Origin of the sequence: Ruegeria sp. ANG-R (assembly GCF_000813985.1) — a bacterium.
In the GTDB taxonomy this organism is placed as follows: Bacteria; Pseudomonadota; Alphaproteobacteria; order Rhodobacterales; family Rhodobacteraceae; genus Ruegeria.
Map to the genome: position 1 here is coordinate 249,282 of NZ_JWLJ01000011.1, position 19,813 is coordinate 269,094.

The 19,813-nt window shown below is 60.2% G+C and carries 17 protein-coding genes; 14 read left to right on the forward strand and 3 right to left on the reverse strand.

Annotated elements, in window-relative coordinates:
- Nucleotides 1-35: 35 nt before the first annotated feature.
- From RA27_RS19555 to RA27_RS19580, 6 genes are all read left to right on the forward strand, one after another.
- A complete protein-coding gene (locus tag RA27_RS19555) occupies nt 36-1,043 on the forward strand; it encodes a MoxR family ATPase (RefSeq protein WP_039542986.1) in 1,008 nt (335 codons plus the stop codon).
- Nucleotides 1,040-1,915, forward strand: coding sequence for a DUF58 domain-containing protein (locus tag RA27_RS19560; protein WP_039542987.1), 876 nt, complete (start codon nt 1,040-1,042; stop codon nt 1,913-1,915). The genes RA27_RS19555 and RA27_RS19560 overlap by 4 nt, the downstream gene beginning before the upstream one ends.
- Entirely contained in the window at nt 1,912-4,674 is a 2,763-nt protein-coding gene (locus RA27_RS19565) for a DUF4159 domain-containing protein (RefSeq protein WP_039542988.1), read from the forward strand. Before RA27_RS19560 ends, RA27_RS19565 begins: the two co-directional genes overlap by 4 nt.
- Nucleotides 4,671-6,713 carry a membrane protein gene (locus RA27_RS19570; RefSeq protein WP_039542990.1) on the forward strand — a complete coding sequence of 681 codons (2,043 nt, stop codon included), beginning with the start codon at nt 4,671-4,673 and terminating at the stop codon, nt 6,711-6,713. Before RA27_RS19565 ends, RA27_RS19570 begins: the two co-directional genes overlap by 4 nt.
- A 67-nt stretch (nt 6,714-6,780) precedes the next feature.
- Nucleotides 6,781-8,988, forward strand: coding sequence for a response regulator (locus RA27_RS19575; protein WP_039542992.1), 2,208 nt, complete (start codon nt 6,781-6,783; stop codon nt 8,986-8,988).
- 9 nt (nt 8,989-8,997) lie between these two features.
- On the forward strand, nt 8,998-9,456 hold the full coding sequence (locus RA27_RS19580) for a VOC family protein (RefSeq protein ID WP_039542994.1): 459 nt from the start codon (nt 8,998-9,000) through the stop codon (nt 9,454-9,456).
- On the opposite strand, the gene yaaA is transcribed toward RA27_RS19580, so the two are convergent.
- The 3 genes from yaaA to RA27_RS19595 form a co-directional block, all read right to left on the reverse strand.
- Entirely contained in the window at nt 9,447-10,217 is a 771-nt protein-coding gene (yaaA, locus tag RA27_RS19585; RefSeq protein WP_039542996.1) for a peroxide stress protein YaaA, read from the reverse strand. The two genes, RA27_RS19580 and yaaA, sit on opposite strands and share 10 nt — an antisense overlap.
- A 33-nt stretch (nt 10,218-10,250) precedes the next feature.
- A complete protein-coding gene (gene recQ, locus RA27_RS19590; protein WP_039542998.1) occupies nt 10,251-12,290 on the reverse strand; it encodes a DNA helicase RecQ in 2,040 nt (679 codons plus the stop codon).
- Between the two features lie 78 nt (nt 12,291-12,368).
- Entirely contained in the window at nt 12,369-12,656 is a 288-nt protein-coding gene (locus RA27_RS19595; protein ID WP_039543000.1) for a YggT family protein, read from the reverse strand.
- A gap of 130 nt (nt 12,657-12,786) precedes the next feature.
- On the opposite strand from RA27_RS19595, the gene RA27_RS19600 reads away from it, so the two are divergent.
- From RA27_RS19600 to RA27_RS19635, 8 genes are all read left to right on the forward strand, one after another.
- Entirely contained in the window at nt 12,787-14,154 is a 1,368-nt protein-coding gene (locus RA27_RS19600; protein ID WP_039543002.1) for an MFS transporter, read from the forward strand.
- Nucleotides 14,151-15,014, forward strand: a complete 864-nt coding sequence (mepA, locus tag RA27_RS19605; RefSeq protein ID WP_039543004.1) for a penicillin-insensitive murein endopeptidase — start codon at nt 14,151-14,153, stop codon at nt 15,012-15,014. The genes RA27_RS19600 and mepA overlap by 4 nt, the downstream gene beginning before the upstream one ends.
- Nucleotides 14,987-15,871: an esterase-like activity of phytase family protein gene (locus tag RA27_RS19610; protein ID WP_039543006.1), complete on the forward strand. Its 885-nt coding sequence runs from the start codon at nt 14,987-14,989 to the stop codon at nt 15,869-15,871. The genes mepA and RA27_RS19610 overlap by 28 nt, the downstream gene beginning before the upstream one ends.
- Nucleotides 15,872-15,962: 91 nt before the next feature.
- Complete coding sequence (locus tag RA27_RS19615) at nt 15,963-16,607, forward strand: queuosine precursor transporter (protein ID WP_039543008.1); 645 nt, start codon at nt 15,963-15,965, stop codon at nt 16,605-16,607.
- Nucleotides 16,608-16,870: 263 nt separating this feature from the next.
- Entirely contained in the window at nt 16,871-17,290 is a 420-nt protein-coding gene (gene arfB / locus RA27_RS19620) for an alternative ribosome rescue aminoacyl-tRNA hydrolase ArfB (RefSeq protein WP_039543232.1), read from the forward strand.
- A 60-nt stretch (nt 17,291-17,350) separates the two neighbouring features.
- On the forward strand, nt 17,351-18,097 hold the full coding sequence (locus tag RA27_RS19625) for an SDR family oxidoreductase (protein WP_039543009.1): 747 nt from the start codon (nt 17,351-17,353) through the stop codon (nt 18,095-18,097).
- 83 nt (nt 18,098-18,180) lie between these two features.
- On the forward strand, nt 18,181-19,194 hold the full coding sequence (locus RA27_RS19630) for a P1 family peptidase (RefSeq protein WP_039543010.1): 1,014 nt from the start codon (nt 18,181-18,183) through the stop codon (nt 19,192-19,194).
- A gap of 114 nt (nt 19,195-19,308) precedes the next feature.
- On the forward strand, nt 19,309-19,722 hold the full coding sequence (locus RA27_RS19635; RefSeq protein WP_039543011.1) for a c-type cytochrome: 414 nt from the start codon (nt 19,309-19,311) through the stop codon (nt 19,720-19,722).
- The last annotated feature ends 91 nt before the right edge of the window (nt 19,723-19,813 follow it).

Genomic DNA, 19,813 nt, shown 5'->3' on the forward strand with positions numbered 1-19,813 from the left:
CACTTCAATCATAACAGTCCACGGAAGGGAACCTCATGTCCGAACCTGCCGACCTCGTGTCCGAGATCGAAGCGCTGGAAAACAAGCTGCAAGAGGCCAAATCCTCGATCACCCGCCGCTTTATCGGGCAGGAGAAGGTTGTGGACCTGACCCTGACCGCGCTTTTGTGCGGTGGTCATGCCTTGTTGATCGGTTTGCCGGGCCTGGGCAAAACGCGGCTGGTCGAGACGCTTTCGACGGTGATGGGGCTACACGGCAACCGCATCCAGTTCACGCCCGACCTGATGCCCGCCGATATTCTGGGGTCCGAGGTGTTGGATACCGCCGAAGATGGCAGCCGCCATTTCCGCTTCATTTCCGGTCCGATTTTCTGTGAACTTCTGATGGCGGATGAAATCAACCGCGCCAGCCCACGGACACAATCGGCCCTGCTGCAGGCGATGCAGGAGCGCACGGTGACCGTTGCGGGAGAGGATCGCGAATTGGGCGTGCCCTTCCATGTGCTGGCCACGCAGAACCCGATTGAGCAGGAGGGGACCTATCCGCTGCCCGAAGCGCAGCTTGACCGGTTTCTGGTGCAGGTCGATGTGGAATATCCGGATCGCCAGACCGAGCGTGACATTCTGTTGGCTACCACAGGGGTCGAAGAAGCAGAAGCGCATCAGATTTTCACCAAGGAAGAATTACTAGCTGCGCAGGTTCTGTTGCGCCGGATGCCTGTAGGAGAGTCGGTTGTCGAACTGATCCTCGATCTGGTCCGTGCCTTCCGCCCGGATGAGGCGAGCGCGTCAGAGCGGGTGAAAGAAACGGTTGCCTGGGGTCCCGGTCCACGTGCTGCGCAGGCGCTGATGATGACCGTACGGGCCAATGCAATGCTGCAGGGCCGCTTGGCCCCGAATGCCGAAGATGTGCTTGAGATGGCGCGCCCGGTCCTCAGCCATCGGATGGCGCTGAACTTTGCAGCGCGGGCACGCGGCGACAGCTTGTCTGACCTCATCGAGTCCACCGCCGCCGGTCTTGTCCGAACCGAGGCTGCGGCGTGAACGCCGCCCAGACCTTACGCGAAAGATCCGAGGCCGAGGCGTCCCGGCTACCGCCCCTGTTGGCGCGTGCCGAACATCTGGCCGGGACCGTCTTGCTGGGCGACCACGGGCGCAGGCGCTCGGGTCTGGGGGATGATTTCTGGCAATACCGTCCTGCTCAAATCGGCGACAGCCGCCGTATGATCGACCACCGCCGTTCTGCGCGGGGCGATCAACAGTATGTGCGTGAGCGCGAGTGGCAGATTGCGCAGTCGATCATGCTCTGGGTCGATCAGGGCGCCTCAATGCGGTTCGCTTCCGATAGAAACCTGCCCACCAAAGCCGATCGTGCGCGCCTGCTGGGGCTGGCGACCGCGATCCTGCTGGTGCGCGGAGGGGAACGCGTGGGGCTGACAGGCACCACGTTGCCGCCCCGACGCGGCAATGCTCAGATCATTCGGCTGGCGCAGGCTTGGTCTGAGGATTCTGCAACCGACTATGCCCCGCCCGAGCATCGCGCCATGATACCGCACGCTCGCGCGGTTTTTATCTCAGATTTTCTGGGTCCGCTGGACGAGGTTGAACTGGCCCTGACCAAAGCCGCTGACCGAGGTGTGCGCGGGGTGCTGTTGCAGGTGCTGGACCCCAGCGAGGAGTCGTTTCCCTATGCGGGCCGCACCATCTTTGAAAGCGTCGGCGGTACGGCCCGCCACGAGACGCTAAAGGCGGCGGACCTGCGAGACCGCTATCTGGACCGGCTTGCGCGGCGCAAGGATGCGCTTACGCAGCTCTGCCATGCGACGGGTTGGCAGATGGGGTCGCACCATACTGGCGACAGCGCGCAATCGGCTCTGTTGTGGCTCTATCGTGCTTTGGATGGGGGTGCCCGATGACGGTTTTGGCAGGCATCGGCTTTACCGCGCCATGGGTTTTGCTGGGTTTGCTGACCCTGCCGATCCTGTGGCTGATCCTGCGCGCGGTCCCCCCCGCGCCGATCCGCCGGCTGTTTCCGGCGGTGACCCTGCTGTTGGGTCTGAAGGATGATGAAAGCGTTTCGGACCGCACCCCTTGGTGGCTGTTGCTGCTGAGGATGCTGGCGGCGGCTGCGATCATCATCGGATTGGCTGGGCCGGTTTTGAACCCGTCACGCGACGAAACCGGATCTGGTCCGTTGTTATTGGTTCTGGACGCAAGCTGGGCGGGTGCGACCCGCTGGTCGGCGACATTGGATCAAATCGACGCGCAATTGACCGAGGCGGGCCGGGCAGGCCGTCCCGTATCGATTCTGCGGCTGACCGAGCCCGAGGCCCCTGTGTTTCAGGCCGCAGAGGCGTGGCGGGGCCGTTTGCCGGGCCTGACACCGATGCCATGGCAGCCGGCAGAGCCGCAGATCGCGCAGATTCTTGCGGCGCTGGATCAGGTGGATGGCGGGTTCGACACCCATTGGTTCAGCGATCGCCTCAGTTATGGTGGCCATGATCGACTCGTCACTGCGCTACAACAGCGGGGAGATGTGACGGTGTATCAGTCTTCGTCCCCGGCAAAAGCGATCCTGCCCGCCGTCTATCAGGACGGGGCGATCCAACTCCGCGTTCTTCGGGCCAACCCGGGTCCGGCGGAAACGGTTACCGTTCTGGCGCAGGGCCGCGACCCGGCGGGTGCCATGCGTGTGTTGCAATCGACCGATGTTGAGTTCGAAAGTGGCTCTAAACTGGCGCAAATAGACCTCGCGCTGCCTTCGGAGCTGCGCGCGCGCATCACCCGGTTTGAACTTCAGGGCCAGCGCTCGGCGGGTGCAGTGACCCTCACCGACGACAGTTTGAGGCGGCGCGAAGTGGCTCTGATCGCGGGCACGCTGGACCGCGAAGGGTTGGAGCTGTTATCGCCGCTCCATTATTTGACACAGGTTTTGGTCCCGACCGCAGATTTCGTCGATGGTGGTCTGGGCGAGGTATTGCCCGCCAACCCGGATGTCATTGTGTTGGCGGATGTGGCCAAACTGTCTGAACCCGAACAGGTGGAGGTTATCGAGTGGGTCGAACAGGGTGGCCTGCTGCTCCGCTTTGCAGGCCCCCGTATGGCCGCCAGCGATCTGGGTCGGGATGAAGAGGATGCCCTGTTACCGGTGCGGCTCCGCAGTGGTGGTCGTTCTGTCGGTGGCGCGATGAGTTGGGGTGAGGCCAAGGGTCTGGCGCCATTCCCCGAAAGCTCTCCTTTTTATGGGTTGGCAATCCCCGAGGATGTGACGGTGACCACGCAGGTCATGGCGCAACCAGACCCTAATCTGGCTGATCGGGTCATTGCGTCCCTGTCCGACGGCACGCCGCTGGTCACGCGCAAACCGCTGGGGCTGGGTCAGGTGGTTCTGTTTCACGTGACCGCCGATGCGGAATGGTCCAGCCTGCCGCTATCCGGGCTCTTTGTTGAAATGCTTGACCGGCTGGCGGTCGCCTCAGCCGCCAAATCAAGACAGGAAGCGCAGTTGCTGGGCACGGTTTGGGAACCGATTCAGATACTGGACGGGTTCGGCACCCTGACCGACGCCGGTACATTGGCGGGTGTCGATGGGGTCCAACTGGTGTCGGGCGCGATCGGGCCGGAGTTGCGACCGGGGCTCTATGAAAGCGGCAAGCAAAAGCTTGCGCGGAACGTACTGACCGAGGATGCCGTGCTCGACCCGGCAATCTGGCCTGCCGGTATTCCGGTCCGTGGACAGGAGATCAGCACCGAAACGCCACTGGGCGGCATTCTGCTAAGCATTGCGATGGTTCTGCTGACGATTGATGTGGTCGCGTCGCTGGCCCTCTCGGGGCGGCTTGGACTGGCCCGCGCCGCGGCGGTTGCACTTGGTGCGCTGATCGTTGCGCCTGAAGTGCGGGCTCAGTCGCCCGATGAAATCGACTTTGCCTTAGGGGCAACGCACGAACTGGTTTTGGCCCATGTGCTGACCGGCAACGCACAGGTTGACGAAATCGCACTTGCCGGTTTGCGCGGCCTTGTGCAGACATTGCATTACCGCACTTCAGTAGAGCCCGCCGATCCCATTGGGGTCGATCTCGAACGGGATGAACTGGCATTCTTTCCGCTGCTATACTGGCCGATCACGCCTGATCAGCCGCAACCCTCGGCCGAGGCTTATGCCAAGCTCAATGCCTATCTGCGCTCGGGCGGGATGATACTGTTTGACACGCGCGATGCCGATATTGCCGGTTTTGGCGCCGCAAGCCCGAACGGACGCAAGCTGCAACAGCTGGCTGCACCGCTGAATATCCCGTCGTTAGAGCCTGTTCCACGCGATCATGTGCTGACCCGCGCCTTTTACCTGCTGCAGGATTTCCCGGGCCGTCATTCCGGTGCCGAAGTCTGGGTCGAGGCTGCGCCGCCAGATGCCGAACAGATCGAAGGGATGCCATTCCGCAACCTCAACGACAATGTGACGCCGGTGGTCATCGGCGGCAACGACTGGGCCGGTGCCTGGGCGGTGGATCGCAACGGGCAGGCTCTGTTACCTGTTGGGCGAGGCTATGCGGGCGAGCGTCAGCGCGAACTGGCCAATCGATTTGGCGTCAATCTGGTGATGCATGTCCTGACGGGCAACTATAAGTCCGATCAGGTTCATGTGCCCGCGCTGCTGGACAGGTTAGGACAATGACCGGAACCGTCATCTTTGATCCGCTGATTCCATGGCCTGTTCTGGCCGCTGTGGCTCTGATCGCACTGTTCGGGGTCGTTCTGGCGCTTTGGCGCGGTCTGTCGGGCTGGGCCCTGCGCGCTCTGGCGGCCTTGGTTGTTCTGGCAGCGCTGAGCGGGCCCGTCTATCAGGTGGAAGACCGCGCACCGCTGACTGATATCGTGCTGATGATCGAGGATGAGAGCGCCAGTCAGACCCTTGCGGATCGTGCCGAACAAACCGCTCTGGCAGCCGAGGAGCTGGCGACCGAAATCGAAGCCCGCGACAACACCGAATTGCGTCGTATTCGCGTTGGTGACGGGGACGGGGATGAGGGCACGCAGGTCATGGCCGCCCTGAACGCCGCCCTCGCGGAAGAACCGCGCGCGCGCGTTGCGGGGATCATCGTGGTCTCAGACGGCATTGTACATGACGTGGAACAAGCCCCTGACCTGCCCGCACCGATGCACCTGCTGCAGACCGGGCGCGCATCCGATTGGGATCGCCGCCTGATCGTGCGAAATGCGCCTGCCTTTGCCATTATCGGGGAACCGGTAACCCTGACCTTGCGGGTCGAAGATACCGGCGCTGCACCTGCAGGCATCACAAACGCGCCGCTGGAGATTTCGGTTGATGGCGCCGCGCCCGAACAGTTCACCATTCCCATCGGTCTCGATGTCGAACTTCCGATAACGCTGCCTCATGGCGGACGGAACGTCATCCAGTTCTCGGTGCCGCAGGCCGAGGGCGAACTGACAGATCGCAACAACACCGCCCTGATCCAGATGAATGGGGTACGGGACCGCCTGCGCGTCCTGTTGGTTTCGGGCGAACCGCATCCGGGCGGGCGCACATGGCGCAACCTGCTGAAATCCGACAGCTCGGTCGATCTGGTGCATTTCACCATTCTGCGCCCTCCTGAAAAGCAGGACGGGGTGCCCGTCGATGAGCTCTCACTGATCGCTTTCCCGACGCGCGAACTGTTTCTGGAGAAGATCAACGATTTCGATCTGATCATCTTCGACCGCTACAAACGGCGCGGCATCCTGCCGGCAATCTATCTGGACAATGTCGGTGACTATATCGTCAATGGCGGTGCGGTATTGGTCGCCGCAGGGCCTGATTTTGCCACAGCGGACAGCCTCTTCCGATCTCCGCTTGGTCCGGTTTTACCCGCAAAGCCCAGTGCCCGCGTCTATGAGGAGCGTTATGTGCCGGAGGTTACCGAACTGGGTCAGCGCCATCCGGTGACCACCGATCTGGGTGATGCAGAAACCTGGGGTGCCTGGCTTCGCCAGATCGATGTCAGCCAATTGTCCGGCGATCTGTTGATGACCGGGGTGGATGACCGACCGTTGCTGGTGCTGGATCGCGTGGGCGAGGGGCGGGTGGCGCTCATGGCCTCGGATCACGCCTGGCTCTGGAGCCGTGGCTTCGAAGGCGGCGGCCCGCAGTTGGAACTGTTGCGCAGGCTGGCGCACTGGATGATGAAGGAACCCGAGCTTGAGGAAGAGGCGCTGTGGGCCGAGGCGAACGGCCAGTCCATGCGTATCATCCGCCAAACGCTGGAGGATGAGGTCGGTCCCGTGACCGTGACCCGGCCCAACGGCGACACGCTGGAAATCACTCTGGATGAGGTTTCGCCCGGCCGGTTCGAAGCGCAGTATTTCGGCCCCGAGATTGGCCTCTACCGCCTGGAGGAGGGTGATCACTCCGCCGTGATCGGCCTTGGCCCTGCCGCGCCAAAAGAGTTCGAGCGTACCATTGCGACGGATGAGATACTCAGCCCGGTTCTGGCCAGCCTGCGCGGTGGTGCGATCCGGCTGGAAGAGGGCCTGCCATCGATCCGCAATGTCCGTTCGGGCCGGCCGGCGGCGGGTCGCGGCTGGATCGGTCTGACACCGCGCAATGCCTATGAAACCCGAGATGTCACCCAAGCCGGGTTGTTGCCGCCCTGGCTGGTTCTGTTGCTTGCCGGCGGCTTCCTGCTAGCCGGTTGGTTGCGCGAGGGACGTCACTAGCGCGACTTAAGCACTTTTTCATCCTCACTCGTGATGCTGGGTGCAAAGTATCGCGGGAAAAGCAAACATGAGCCTTGCAGAAAAACTGGCACAGGAACGGCGGGCACGTCTGGCTGCCGAGCGGCTTTTGCACCTGAAACAGGCCGAGTTGTCCGCCGCCAATCGCAAACTGGGCCGCCATGCCATCGCTCTGACGCGCCAGATCGACGAAACGCAGGCCGAGGTCGCCACGGTTCGTGACGAAAACGAAAAGGTCAAATCCGATCTGACCGTTGCGAATGCAAAGGTTGAAGTCGCCGAACGCCGCCTGTGGCACTCGGTTCAGACCATCCCCGACGGGTTTGCCTTTTTTGACGGCAGCAACACGCTGATCGGAGCCAATGCCGCGTATCTGAGCGTGTTTGACGGCATGGACGAGGTCGCGCCGGGCATCGCCTATGCCCGTATTCTTGAAATCCTCACCCATGAAGGAATCGTTGATATCGGGACCGAGCCGGTGGCTGACTGGCAGGCCCGTATGCTGGACCGCTGGGCCCAACCGCACCCTGAGCCTGAGGTGATTCAGCTATGGAACGGTCAGTATATCCGGCTGATCGATCAGCGCGGCCATGGCGGCGATGTCCTGAGTCTGGCGCTGAACATCACCGCTTCGGTCCGGCATGAGGCTGAACTGAACGCCGCCCGCGAACGCGCCGAGGCCGCGAACCGGGCAAAATCCGCCTTTCTGGCCAATATGAGCCACGAAATCCGCACGCCGATGAATGGTATCGTGGGTATGACCGAACTGCTGACCGAAACCCCGATGAACGAGGAACAAAGGCTCTATGTCAGCACAATCCGCAATTCCGGCGAGGCGTTGCTGGTCATCATCAATGACGTTCTGGACTATTCCAAGATCGAGGCCGACAAGCTGACATTGCATCCCGAACAGTTCGATCTGGAGCGCTGCATTCTTGAAGTGGCAATGCTGCTGCAGCCCAGCGTGCGCGACAAGGGGCTGACGTTGCTGGTGGATTATGACCTGTTTCTGCCAACGCTCTTTGTGGGTGATCCGGGGCGGGTACGTCAGATTTTGACCAATCTGGTGGGCAATGCTGTGAAGTTTACCGGGCAGGGCCATGTTCTGATCCGGGTAACCGGGGTGCCCGACGCAGAAGCTGAGAATTGCGATATCCACGTGGCGATCGAAGACACCGGCATCGGCATCGAGCCCGACAAGGTTCCCCACATTTTTGGCGAGTTCAATCAGGTCGAGGATGCCCAGAATCGCCAATTCGAGGGTACGGGTCTGGGGCTGGCGATCACCAAGCGCCTGATTACCATGATGGGCGGGACTCTCTGGGTTGAAAGTGATGCCGGCAAGGGATCATGTTTCGGGTTCCGCATATCGCTCCCCACCGCAGAAGGCCCGCAGCCTGTTCCGCCCGATCTGGCAGGGCAGTTGGGCCATGTTCTTGTAGTAGAAGATATGGCCGTGAACCGCGCCATCCTGACAAAGCAGTTGGGCCGACTTGGATCGCTGGCGTTAACCTGCGCGACGGGGGCCGAGGCGCTGTCGATTGTGGATGACACCATCGATCTGGTCCTGTGCGATCACGATCTGCCGGATATGGACGGTCTGGAACTTGCCACGACGCTTCGCGACAAAGGGTGGGAAAACCTGCCGATTGTGGTTATGTCCGCCAACCCAGGTGTGATTCACGCCGATCCGGCCCATCGCCTCATCGATGGCGTGTTGCAGAAGCCGATCCCGCGCGCCGAGCTGTATTCCCGCCTGATGGCGCTCGGCGCGCCTGTATTCAGGCCGGACCGCAAAGACAAACGTAACGCAGAACCAATGGTGCAAACGCATCTATCGCAGGATCAGAGGCTGATGCGCGTCCTTGCGGCTGAAGACAATCGAACCAATCAGCTGATCCTGAAGAAGATGACCAAGGATCTGAGTATCGATCTGAAATTCGTCTCCAACGGGTTGGAGGCGGTCGAAACCTACTCCGATTTCGATCCGGATCTGATTTTCATGGATATCTCGATGCCGAAAATGGATGGCAAGGAGGCGACGTGTGAAATACGTCGGCGCGAGATTGGAACCGACCGCCATGTACCCATCGTGGCTCTGACGGCTCATGCCATGGCGGGGGACTATCAGGGTATTCTGGCGGCGGGGCTGGATCATTATCTTACCAAGCCATTGCACAAGAAGCTGATCCACCAGATGATACTGGACAATTGCCCCGCCGAGGCCCGGCCGGTTGGTGGCGAGGGAGCAGATTAGGATAGACCTATGACAGATGACCGAGGGTTTCGCCCGCGAGAGTTGGGCGAGATTGCAATACGTTGCGCCGATATGGGCGCAATGGTGCAGTTCTATGAAACTGTGATCGGCTTGCAGCGACTGCACGGCGATCATAACAGCGCCATAACGTTCTTTCGTATTGCGGAAGGGTATGGCGGGCACACGCAGGTGCTTGCGCTGTTCCACCATTCTGTCGGGGTTGAGCCGGGGTCAGACAGGCCCCGGGAAGGGCCGGTTACCGGCATGGCCTCGGCCCTTCACCATATCGCGTTGTCGCTGCCGTTTGCCGAACAGGACGCGGTCATGCGCTGGTACGATAAGATCGGCCAGCCCTACCGGGTTGAACAGTTCGGCTGGATCGGCTGGCGTGGTATCTTCACCCAGGACCCCGAAGGCAACACGGTGGAACTGGTGGCTTACGACCCTTCGATGCTTGATCAGGCCTGATAGGGGCGTACAAAAACGGGTTTGTTTTCTTCCGACAGGTCGGCTCGGTATTCATAGCCGCCGCTATCAAAGTCCAGCAGGCCCTTGGGGTCTGTCAGTCGATGTTGAATGATATACCGGGCCATCGCGCCGCGTGCTTTCTTGGCAAAGAAGCTGACGATCTTGGGAGTGCCGCCCTTATCCTCCATGAAAACCGGGGTCACGACTGGTAACTTCAGCGCCTTCAGATCGACCGCGCCGAAATATTCCTGGCTGGCGCAGTTCACCAGAATCTTGCTGCCGGCCTCAGCGGCCTGGGCGTTCAGCGCCTTGCTCAGTTGATCGCGCCAGTATTCATAGAGGTTCTTCCCGCGCCGTGTTTTCAGCTTGCTGCCCATCTCCAACCGATAGGCCTGAATGGCATCCAGCGGGCGCAATACACCATAAAGCCCGGACAAGATGCGCAGGTGATCCTGTGCCCAGGCCATTTCATCGGTATCCAGCGAAGCGGCTTCGAGCCCTTGGTAGGTATCGCCGGCGAAGGCCAGAGCGGCAGGGCGTGTTGCATCTGCCTCAGGCGCGTCCGAGAATACACGGTACCTGTCCCGATTTAGTCGGGCCAGATCATCGCTCAGGTCCATCAGTTTTTTCAGATCGCTCAAGGTCAGATTACGTGCTGTCTTCGACAGGCGGATCGCGTCGTCCTGAAAATCGGGCTGGGTCACCTCGACGTTTCGTTCTGCCCAATCCAGCCGCTTGGCCGGGGAAATCACTACCAGCATATCCGCCCTCGTTTCTCGCCTGCTCAGGCGTATCTAGCCCGCCTGTTGCAGCACGTCCAGAAACGCCGCGCCAAACCTTTCGTGACGACGATCGCCAAGAACCTGTTCCATCGCCTGCGGATCATCGGGGCGCAGTTGCGCCACTTTGGCCAGTTGCGATGCCGAACAGCTCAGCGGTTTGTCGATCCCGTCAGGTCCGCGGGACAATTGCGACTGAACCCTGAGCAGCTGATCGTATATGTCGCCCTGATTGCGACCGGCCAATTTTCGTCGCGCTGGATGAAGTTCTTCCACCGCGCCGGTCAACACCTCAAGGAAGGTGGCGCCGTAACGTTCCAGTTTTTTCGCTCCGATGCCGCTGATCCGGGCCATATCGTCCAGCGTAGCGGGGCGGGTTTCGGCCATTTCGATCAGGGTGCGATCCGGAAAGATGACATAGGCCGGAACGCGCGCGGATTCGGCCAGCGCACGGCGTTTGGCCTTGAGTGCCGAGAGCAGAGGCGCGTCCTCTTCGGAAACCATCGCCTTGACTGCGGGTCGCCGGGTGGCTTTGCGGATTGTATCCTTGCGCAGATCGATTTGCGCTTCGCCCTTGAGGATCGGCTTGGCGGTTTCGGTCATGCGCAGCGCACCGTGGCGTTCGGGGTCGGGGCGGACAAGATCGTGGCCCATCATCTGCCGAAAGATCGCCTGCCATTGCGGGCGTGACCAGTCTTTGCCGATGCCGTAGGTGGACAGGTTGTCGTGTCGCCGCGCGCGGATTTTGTCGGTTTCATTGGCCAGCAGGATGTCGATCAGATGCCCTGCGCCAAACCATTCCTCGGTCCGAAGGATCGCGGACAGGGCCATGCGAACCGGCGTGGTGCCGTCGAACACTTCGGGCGGGTTGTCGCAGAGATCGCACTTGCCGCAGGGTTCGGCCTGCTCACCAAAATATCCCAACAAGGTCTGGCGGCGGCATTTCAGCGCTTCGGCCAGTCCGAGCAAAGCGTTGAGGCGCGCATGATCCGCCATGCGCCGCTCGGGCGGGGCCAGCCCTTCGTCAATTTGCGCACGCCGCAGACGAATGTCGTCGGGCCCAAACAGAGTCAGCGTCTCAGCCGGCGCGCCATCGCGCCCGGCGCGTCCGATTTCCTGATAAAAAGCCTCAATGGATTTAGGCAGGTCCGCATGGGCGACCCAGCGGATATCGGGTTTGTCGATACCCATGCCGAAGGCCACAGTCGCGATGACGATCAGGCCGTCCTCGCGCGCAAACCGGGTCTCGACAATGCGGCGGTCTTCGGCCTCCATCCCGCCGTGGTAATGGCAGGCAGAATGCCCATCGGCGCGCAGGGCCTGTGCAAGCACCTCGGTTTTGTTGCGCGTTCCGCAATAGACGATGCCAGACTGACCTTTGCGGGCTGCGGCGAAGTCCAGGATTTGCTTGCGTGGTCCATCCTTGGTGGCAAAGGCCAGATGGATATTGGGACGATCGAACCCGCGCAGGAATTTGCGAGGCATGGCGCCATCGAACAGCTTCTCGACGATTTCGTCCTGCGTTTCGGCATCTGCTGTGGCGGTGAAGGCGGCCAGGGGAACGTTCAGTGCGCGTCTAAGCTCTCCGATCCGCAGATAATCCGGGCGGAAATCATGCCCCCACTGGCTGACGCAATGCGCCTCGTCGACGGCGATCAGATTGACGTTGATCCGGCGTAACATGCCCAACGCCGAACCGGCGGCCAGACGTTCCGGCGCCATGTATAGCAGTTTGAGCCGTCCGGCTTCCAGCGCCTCCCACACGGCATCGGTTTCTTCAGGCGTGTTTCCAGATGTCAGCGCACCGGCTTCGACACCGGCCTCCTGCAGCCCGCGGACCTGATCGCGCATTAGGGCGATCAGCGGAGAGATCACGACTGTCACGCCATCGCGTAGTAGGGCAGGTAGTTGAAAACAAAGGGATTTACCACCACCCGTTGGCATGATGGCCAGCACGTTTTCGCCTGCGGTCACGGCGTCGACAATCTCTTCCTGCCCGGGGCGGAAGTCGTCGAATCCAAAGACGTCTCGCAACAAGGGTGCGGAGTCGAACATGCGTCGGAAGGCCCTGTATTAAGGTTTATCTGCTCTTAAGACAGGACCATCACATACTAAGATTCGGTGAACAAGTGGTCAGTAGAAATAGACCGCATTGTTGATCAGGACGATCCGCAGCGCATAGACACCGATCAGCACGACCAGCGGGGTCAGGTCCAGCCCGCCCATATTGGGCAGGATGCGCCGGATGGGGCCATAAATGGGTTCGAGAATGCGATTCAGGCCATACCAGATCTGAGCCACCAGTTGCTGATGCAGGTTAAGCACCTGAAAGTTGATCAGCCAGCTCATGATCACATGGGCGAGGATGATGAACCAGACAATGTCCAGGATCAGCAGCAGAATTTGGATCAGCGACAGCATGGGTAGTTCCTTTTTCGCGTTTTTTGAGACCTAAGCGCAGCAGTGGCAAAGAGCAAGCCTGTCCCAACACAACCCTTGCGAATTGCATCAAAGACCCGTCTTATGAAAGCAACGATAAACAGGGGCAGAGATGGCAGAGATTTCCAGGCGCAAGCGCATTTGGGGGTGGTGGTTTTTCGACTGGGCCAGTCAGCCCTACCACACGTTGCTGGTGACCTTTGTCTTTGGGCCATACTTTGCCGGTGCTGCGGCACAGTTCTACCTGACCTCGGGGCTGGAGATCGAGGCCGCCAGGGCGCAGGCGCAGGTGGTCTGGGCAAATTGCATGACCATCATCGGGCTGCTTATTGCTTTTGGCGCCCCGCTTATGGGGGCAATGGCCGATGTCTCGGGTCGTCGAATCCCCTGGATTTTTGCCTTTTCTGTCATGTATGCGGTGGGGTCTGCCGCGCTTTGGTACATGATGCCGGACGGCTCGAACATGTGGCTGATGCTGTCGGCCTTCGGTCTGGGCTTTATCGGTGCCGAATACGCGCTGATCTTCATCAATTCGCAACTGCCCGATCTGGGCGATGACAGTGAAGTGGGCGAAATTTCGGGTTCTGGCTTTGCCTTCGGCTACTTTGGCGGTTTGATTTCGCTGGCGATCATGCTGACGCTGTTCGTCGAGCAGACCAACGGAAAAACTCTGATCGGCATAGACCCGTTGTTTGGCCTGGATGCTGAAACCCGTGAAGGCACCCGTTTTGTCGGGCCATTTACGGCCGGATGGTTCATTCTGTTCATGGTGCCTTATTTTCTGTGGGTGCGTGACGATCCGAATGCGGAGAAGAAAGGCAGCGTGGCTGAGGCGCTGCGTCTTTTGGGCAGATCCATATCCAATCTGCGATACCGCACCAGCCTGGCCGCTTATCTGGGGTCGTCCATGTTCTATCGCGACGCTCTGAACGGGCTTTATACGTTTGGTGGCGTGTATGCGACATTGGTGTTGGCGTGGGATCTGATCAAGATCGGCGTCTTTGGTATTGTCAGCGTACTGGCGGCAGCCGCATTTTCCTGGGTCGGGGGCAAACTGGACAGACGATACGGTCCCAAACCGGTCATTCTGATAGCGATTTGGGTACTGATCCTTGTCTGCACCACCATTGTTTCAATGGACCGGACACAGGTGTTCGGCATCGTGCTACCCGCAGGTTCGGGTCTGCCCGATATGGTGTTTTTCGGGTGCGGCGTTCTGATCGGCGGCATGGGTGGCATTCTGCAATCTGCCAGCCGTTCGATGATGGTGCGCCATACTGATCCCGAGGCACCGGTCGAGAGTTTTGGTCTGTATGGCCTGTCCGGGCGCGCCACCTCGTTTGCGGCCCCTATGCTGATCGGAATTGCCACGGCGATGACCGGCAGTGCACGCTTGGGGGTGTCACCGATCGTTCTGTTGTTTATTCTGGGGCTATTCCTGATGCGCTGGGTCAGACCGGAAGGGGATCAGAGCAGATGATTTTATTACGTTTTTTGGCAGTTCTGGCAGCTGTCGCCTTGACCGGACCAGTCTCGGCCCAACCTCTTGCGAAACAGTTGTTTGGCGCCCAGAAAGCCAGTTCACAGCAAAAACCGGCTGCGTTTGGCAGTTATTCGCGCGGATGTGCAGCCGGGTCGGTGCAATTGCCCGAAACCGGGCCAACCTGGCAAGCGATGCGCCTGTCGCGCAACCGGAACTGGGGACATCCCGAGGCAATTGACTATGTTCAGGACCTCAGCCGGTTCGCGGCGAAGCAGCCGGGTTGGAATGGTCTCTATATCGGTGACATAAGCCAGCCGCGCGGGGGGCCGATGACCTCGGGACATCGCAGCCATCAACTGGGGCTGGATATCGATATCTGGATGCTGCCCGGTGACAATATGCGCCTGAGTCGCAAGGCGCGCGAGAATATCTCGTCGATTTCCTTGCGTCGCGCAAATGGTGCTTATGTGAATGGCAACTGGACCAAACAACACCATGCGGTGTTGCGTGAAGCGGCGAAAGACAAGCGTGTTGCGCGAATATTCGTATTCCCGGGGGCGAAGGTCCAGATGTGCAATGAAGAGAAGGGCAACCGGGCCTATCTGCGCAAGATACGGCCATGGTGGGGACATCATTATCATTTTCACGTTCGTCTGAAATGCCCGCGCGGCTCGAAAGGATGTGTCAATCAGGACCCGCCGCCCAAGGGTGACGGTTGCGCCGAGGCGCAGCAATGGGTGCGCAATATCCTGAACCCGCCACCACCTGATCCAAATGCGCCCCCACCGAAAAAGCGCCGTGAGTATCGTTTGGCTGATTTGCCCCAGCAATGCACCGCCGTTCTGCAGTCCAACTGATCTCGGCGCTGCTGCTGGCGGGACCCGTCCAGGCGGTCGAGGCCAGGGCAGCCTCGCTGCTTGGCAGCTATAACTGGAGCAATCGTGCGGACTGGTTTGGCGGTTTCTCAGCCATCCATATTTCCGAAAACGGCCAACATATGATCGCGGTTAGTGATCGGTCAAAACTTGTCACCGCGCGGATTGAGCGCGATGGCGATAAGATCAGCGATGTCCGAATCCTTGGTCACTGGCCGATCTTGTCGAGCAGGGGCGCTGCCTTGCGTGGGCGTGCAGGGGATTCCGAAGGGCTGGCGATCGCTGCGGATGGCAGCCTCTACATCTCGTTCGAACGTATTCATCGGGTTGTACATTACGCCGCACCTGACGCCCGGGCGCGAGTTTTACCGCGACCCCAGGCATTTTTGAATTTGGATCAGAACGGTTCATTCGAGGCACTGGCGATAGATGATCGCGGGCGACTTTATACGCTGGCCGAGAAGAGCCGCACGGCGCAGGGCGCCATTCCCGTCTTTCGTTGGGATGGTAGCCGCTGGTCGGCGCCTTTTGTATTGCCCGCGCGCGGTAGTTTTTTGCCGGTTGCTGCGGATTTCGGCCCTGACGGGCGGCTTTATGTGCTGGAGCGTGCCGTGTCGCTGATTGGTTTTCGGTCCCGCCTGCGGCGGTGGGTAATCGACGATGGGGTGCCTCAGGCCGAAGAGATCCTGTTCGAAACCGGCACCGGAAAGCATGACAACCTCGAAGGTCTGTCAGTCTGGCGCGATATGAAAGGCCGGTTGCGCGCCACAATGGTTTCAGATGACAACTTTTTCGCGCTGCAACGGACCGAGCTGGTCGAATACCTGCTGCCTGATTGACACGGACAAAGCAAAAGTCTAGAAGCGCGGCCTGCCTTGGGATGAGCCCTTGGCCAAGTCGCCGCTACCTTGTCAAAACGGGCATCAAAATATGCAACGCAGCTTTATCCCCGGCATTCTTGCCATGGCCGCCATTGTCGTGGCCTCAAACATCCTCGTTCAGTTCCTGATTTTTGACGGGCTGCTGACATGGGGCGCTTTCACCTATCCGCTCGCCTATCTGGTCACCGATATCACCAACCGCGTCTATGGCGTTGGTCCGGCCCGCAAGGTGGTGTTCGCCGGTTTTGTCGTTGGCGTCATCTGCTCGCTGATCGGTAGCCAGATCATGTTGCAGGGTGATGGGTTCACCTATGCCGCCGTTCCTCTGCGCGTGGCAGTGGCTTCTGGGGTTGCATTCCTGGTTGCGCAACTTTCCGACGTGACCGTTTTCAATGCCATGCGCGGTGGGCGCTGGTGGCGTGCGCCGCTGGCCTCGACGCTGGTGGGTTCGGCGCTGGATACGGTTGTCTTTTTCACCATCGCGTTTTCGGCCTCGGTGACGTTCTTCGGCGCCAACGCTGACGCAGCTATCAGCTGGGCTTGGGAGCCTGTGCCGTTCATGCTGTCCGGTCCTGAAGCCCCGCTTTGGGTGACGCTGGCATTTGCGGACTGGCTGGTGAAACTGGCGCTGGCGTTGATCGCGCTGATCCCGTTCAAGGTGATCGTTGCTCGTCTGACCGCGCAGCCCGCATAAAAAAGTGCTTTGAGAATGGCGCATCTTGTGTCAGGCTCAAAGCTAACCGCAACAGATAGAAAAGGAGGTGATCCAGTGTCGAGAAAGAGATTGGAGAGAGGTGTTGGAACAACCGGGGGGATCGCCCGTTAAGGCAGCCCTTGGCGGAGCGCTCGCTCCGGCTGGTCGATTGATCTAACCGACCCGACCTCCTGAACTTTCGAAGGGCCGTCCCGCCGGGGTGGCCCTTTCTGTTTTCTCGTCCGACGGTTATGGTCCGTCTCATGCTGCGCGTCACAGATGATATCACCCTGCAGGATTGGGAAATGACCGAAAGCTTTGTGCGGTCATCCGGCCCCGGCGGGCAGAACGTGAACAAAGTGTCGACAGCCGTGGAACTGCGGTTCGAAGCCGCGCGTTCGCCATCCCTGCCCGACCCGGTCAAGAACCGGCTAAAGCGGCTTGCCGGGCGACGCTGGACCAAAGACGGCGCGATCATCATTCAGTGCGAGGAAACCCGCAGCCAGGCCCGCAACCGCGAGATCGCGCGCGCGCGCCTGGCCGAGATGATTACACGCGCGCTGATAAAGCCCAAACGCCGGATCGCCACTAAGCCTACCTATGGTTCGGTAAAGCGGCGTTTGGCAGCCAAGAAGGCGCGGTCGGATGTCAAATCGCTGCGCGGAAAAGTCTCGGAAGATTAAACTGGCATCTTGCCAAGGCGTTGCTACTCTGCCCCGCACAGATGGCAGGGAGGCAGGGCCATGCGGCTGCAGGGAAAAACCGCAATTGTAACCGGCGGCGCGTCCGGGTTCGGTGCAGGGATCGCGCGGAAATTCCTGTCCGAAGGCGCTCATGTAATGATTGCCGATATCAACGGTGATGCCGCTGACGAAATGGCCGCGCAACTGGGTGTCGGCGCCCTGTCGCAGCAGGTTGATGTATCAGACAGGTCCTCGGTCCAGATCATGGCCGACACCGCCCTCAAGGAGTTCGGGCATCTGGACATTCTGGTGAACAATGCCGGGGTCACGCATTTGCCAACGCCGCTGGAGGATGTCAGTGAAGCCGATTTCGATCGGGTTTTCGCTGTGAACATGAAATCGGTCTACCTGACCGCCCGGGCTTTGATCCCACATATGAAATCCCGCGCTGCTGGCGCAGTCCTGAATGTCGCCTCAACAGCGGGGTTGTCTCCGCGCCCCGATCTCAACTGGTACAACGCGTCCAAGGGTTGGATGATCACCGCAACCAAGACGATGGCTGTGGAGCTGGCCCCTGCAGGCGTGCGCGTGAACGCAATCTGCCCGGTTGCGGGCGAGACGCCCCTGCTGAAATCTTTCATGGGAGAAGACACGCCGGAAATCCGCGCAAGGTTCCTCTCAACCATCCCGCTGGGCCGTTTTTCCACCCCGGAAGATATGGCCAATGCAGCCTGCTTCCTGTGCTCGGACGAGGCCAGCATGATCACCGGCACAGCCCTCGAGGTGGATGGAGGCCGCTGCATCTGATCCGTCTCTTCATCTGGCCATAAATATCCCCGCCGGAGGCAGCGCGCCCCAGCGCGCTTCCCCGCCCAACACCCGAGATCGAAATGACCCCCGGACCCAGAAATTTGATCACCGATGTCCCCGGCTTGAAAGTCGGCAATGCACAGGACGAAACGCTGAAATCGGGCACAACCGTTCTGACGGCAGACCAGCCCTTCACCGCGTCGGTGCATGTCATGGGGGGCGCGCCGGGAACGCGGGAAACCGATCTTCTTGCACCGGACAAATCCGTTGAACGGGTGGATGCGATCGTCCTGTCCGGCGGGTCTGCCTTTGGATTGGATGCCTGCTCGGGCGTCTCGGATGCGTTGCGGACCGAAAGTCGGGGCTTTCAGGTCGGGAGGGCAATTGTACCCATTGTGCCTGGGGCGATCCTGTTCGATCTGCTTAATGGCGGCGATAAGAACTGGACCGAAAACCCCTATCGCGCCTTGGGTATGGCGGCATATCTGTCGGCCACGCCGCAATTTGACCTGGGAACCACAGGTGCGGGCGTGGGGGCTTTGGCGGCGATGCACAAAGGGGGCCTGGGGTCTGCCTCACTGATGCTGGAGGATGGCACAACAGTTGGCGCGTTGGTCGCGGCCAATCCGCTGGGCAGTGTCACCACGCCGGGTGATCGCCATTTCTGGGCCGCGCCTTTCGAGATCGGGAGCGAGTTTGGCGGGCTTGGACCAGACCCGGCATCCGGCCTCGGTCGCGCCCATGTCAGTCGCAAAGCCGAGGCGATTCACCCGGCATCTCCGGACAAGGCCAACACGACAATTGCAATTGTCGCGACCGATGCAGCCTTGTCCAAACCGCAATGCCAGCGGCTGGCCGTGGCGGCCCATGACGGCATCGCCCGTGCGATTGTCCCGGCGCACACACCGGGGGACGGAGATCTGGTGTTTGGCGTCAGCGCCGGGGCGCATGAAGTTGAGGCCAGCGCTCTGGCGTTGCTCGGCCATGCGGCATCGATCTGTCTGGCGCGGGCGATTGCACGTGCCATCTATCTGGCGTCGCCTTGTGCGGGCGATCTTCTCCCCAGTTGGTCCGAGGTACATGACTTAGGTTAAGGACGGCTTGAGTTGTGCTGTGACACAGTGCCATCGCGCGGCAATCTGCGCGTTGACTCTCTGCTGCGCCAGCGGTCCATTCGGTGCAGCCAATTTGTATCGGAGCTAAAAGCTATGAATCGTATCCTTGCCACCGCAATTGTTGGCCTGATGGCCCTTCCAGCCTATGCCGAAGGTGATGCCGAAGCCGGTAAGAAAACCTTCAACAAGTGCAAATCCTGTCATCAGATCGCCGACCCTGCGGGCGATGTGATCGTCAAAGGCGGTAAGACGGGGCCGAATCTCTATGGTGTCGCGGGCCGCACGGCAGGGACTGTGGAAGGGTTCAAATACGGCGACAGCATTGTGGCCGCCGGTGAAAACGGCCTGGTTTGGGATGAAGCCAATTTCGTCGAGTATGCTCAGGACCCGAAGGGGTTCCTGAAATCCTATCTGGACGATACGTCTGCAAAATCCAAAATGACCTTCAAGCTGAAGAAGGGCGCAGCAGATGTCTACGCCTATATCGCAAGCGTTTCCGGCGAATAATCTGATCCACCGATGCGTGTGACTGATGCAAAAGGCCGCAGTCCCTGCGGCCTTTCGTGCGCTTGATCGATGCCCCGAACAGCGTCACTTT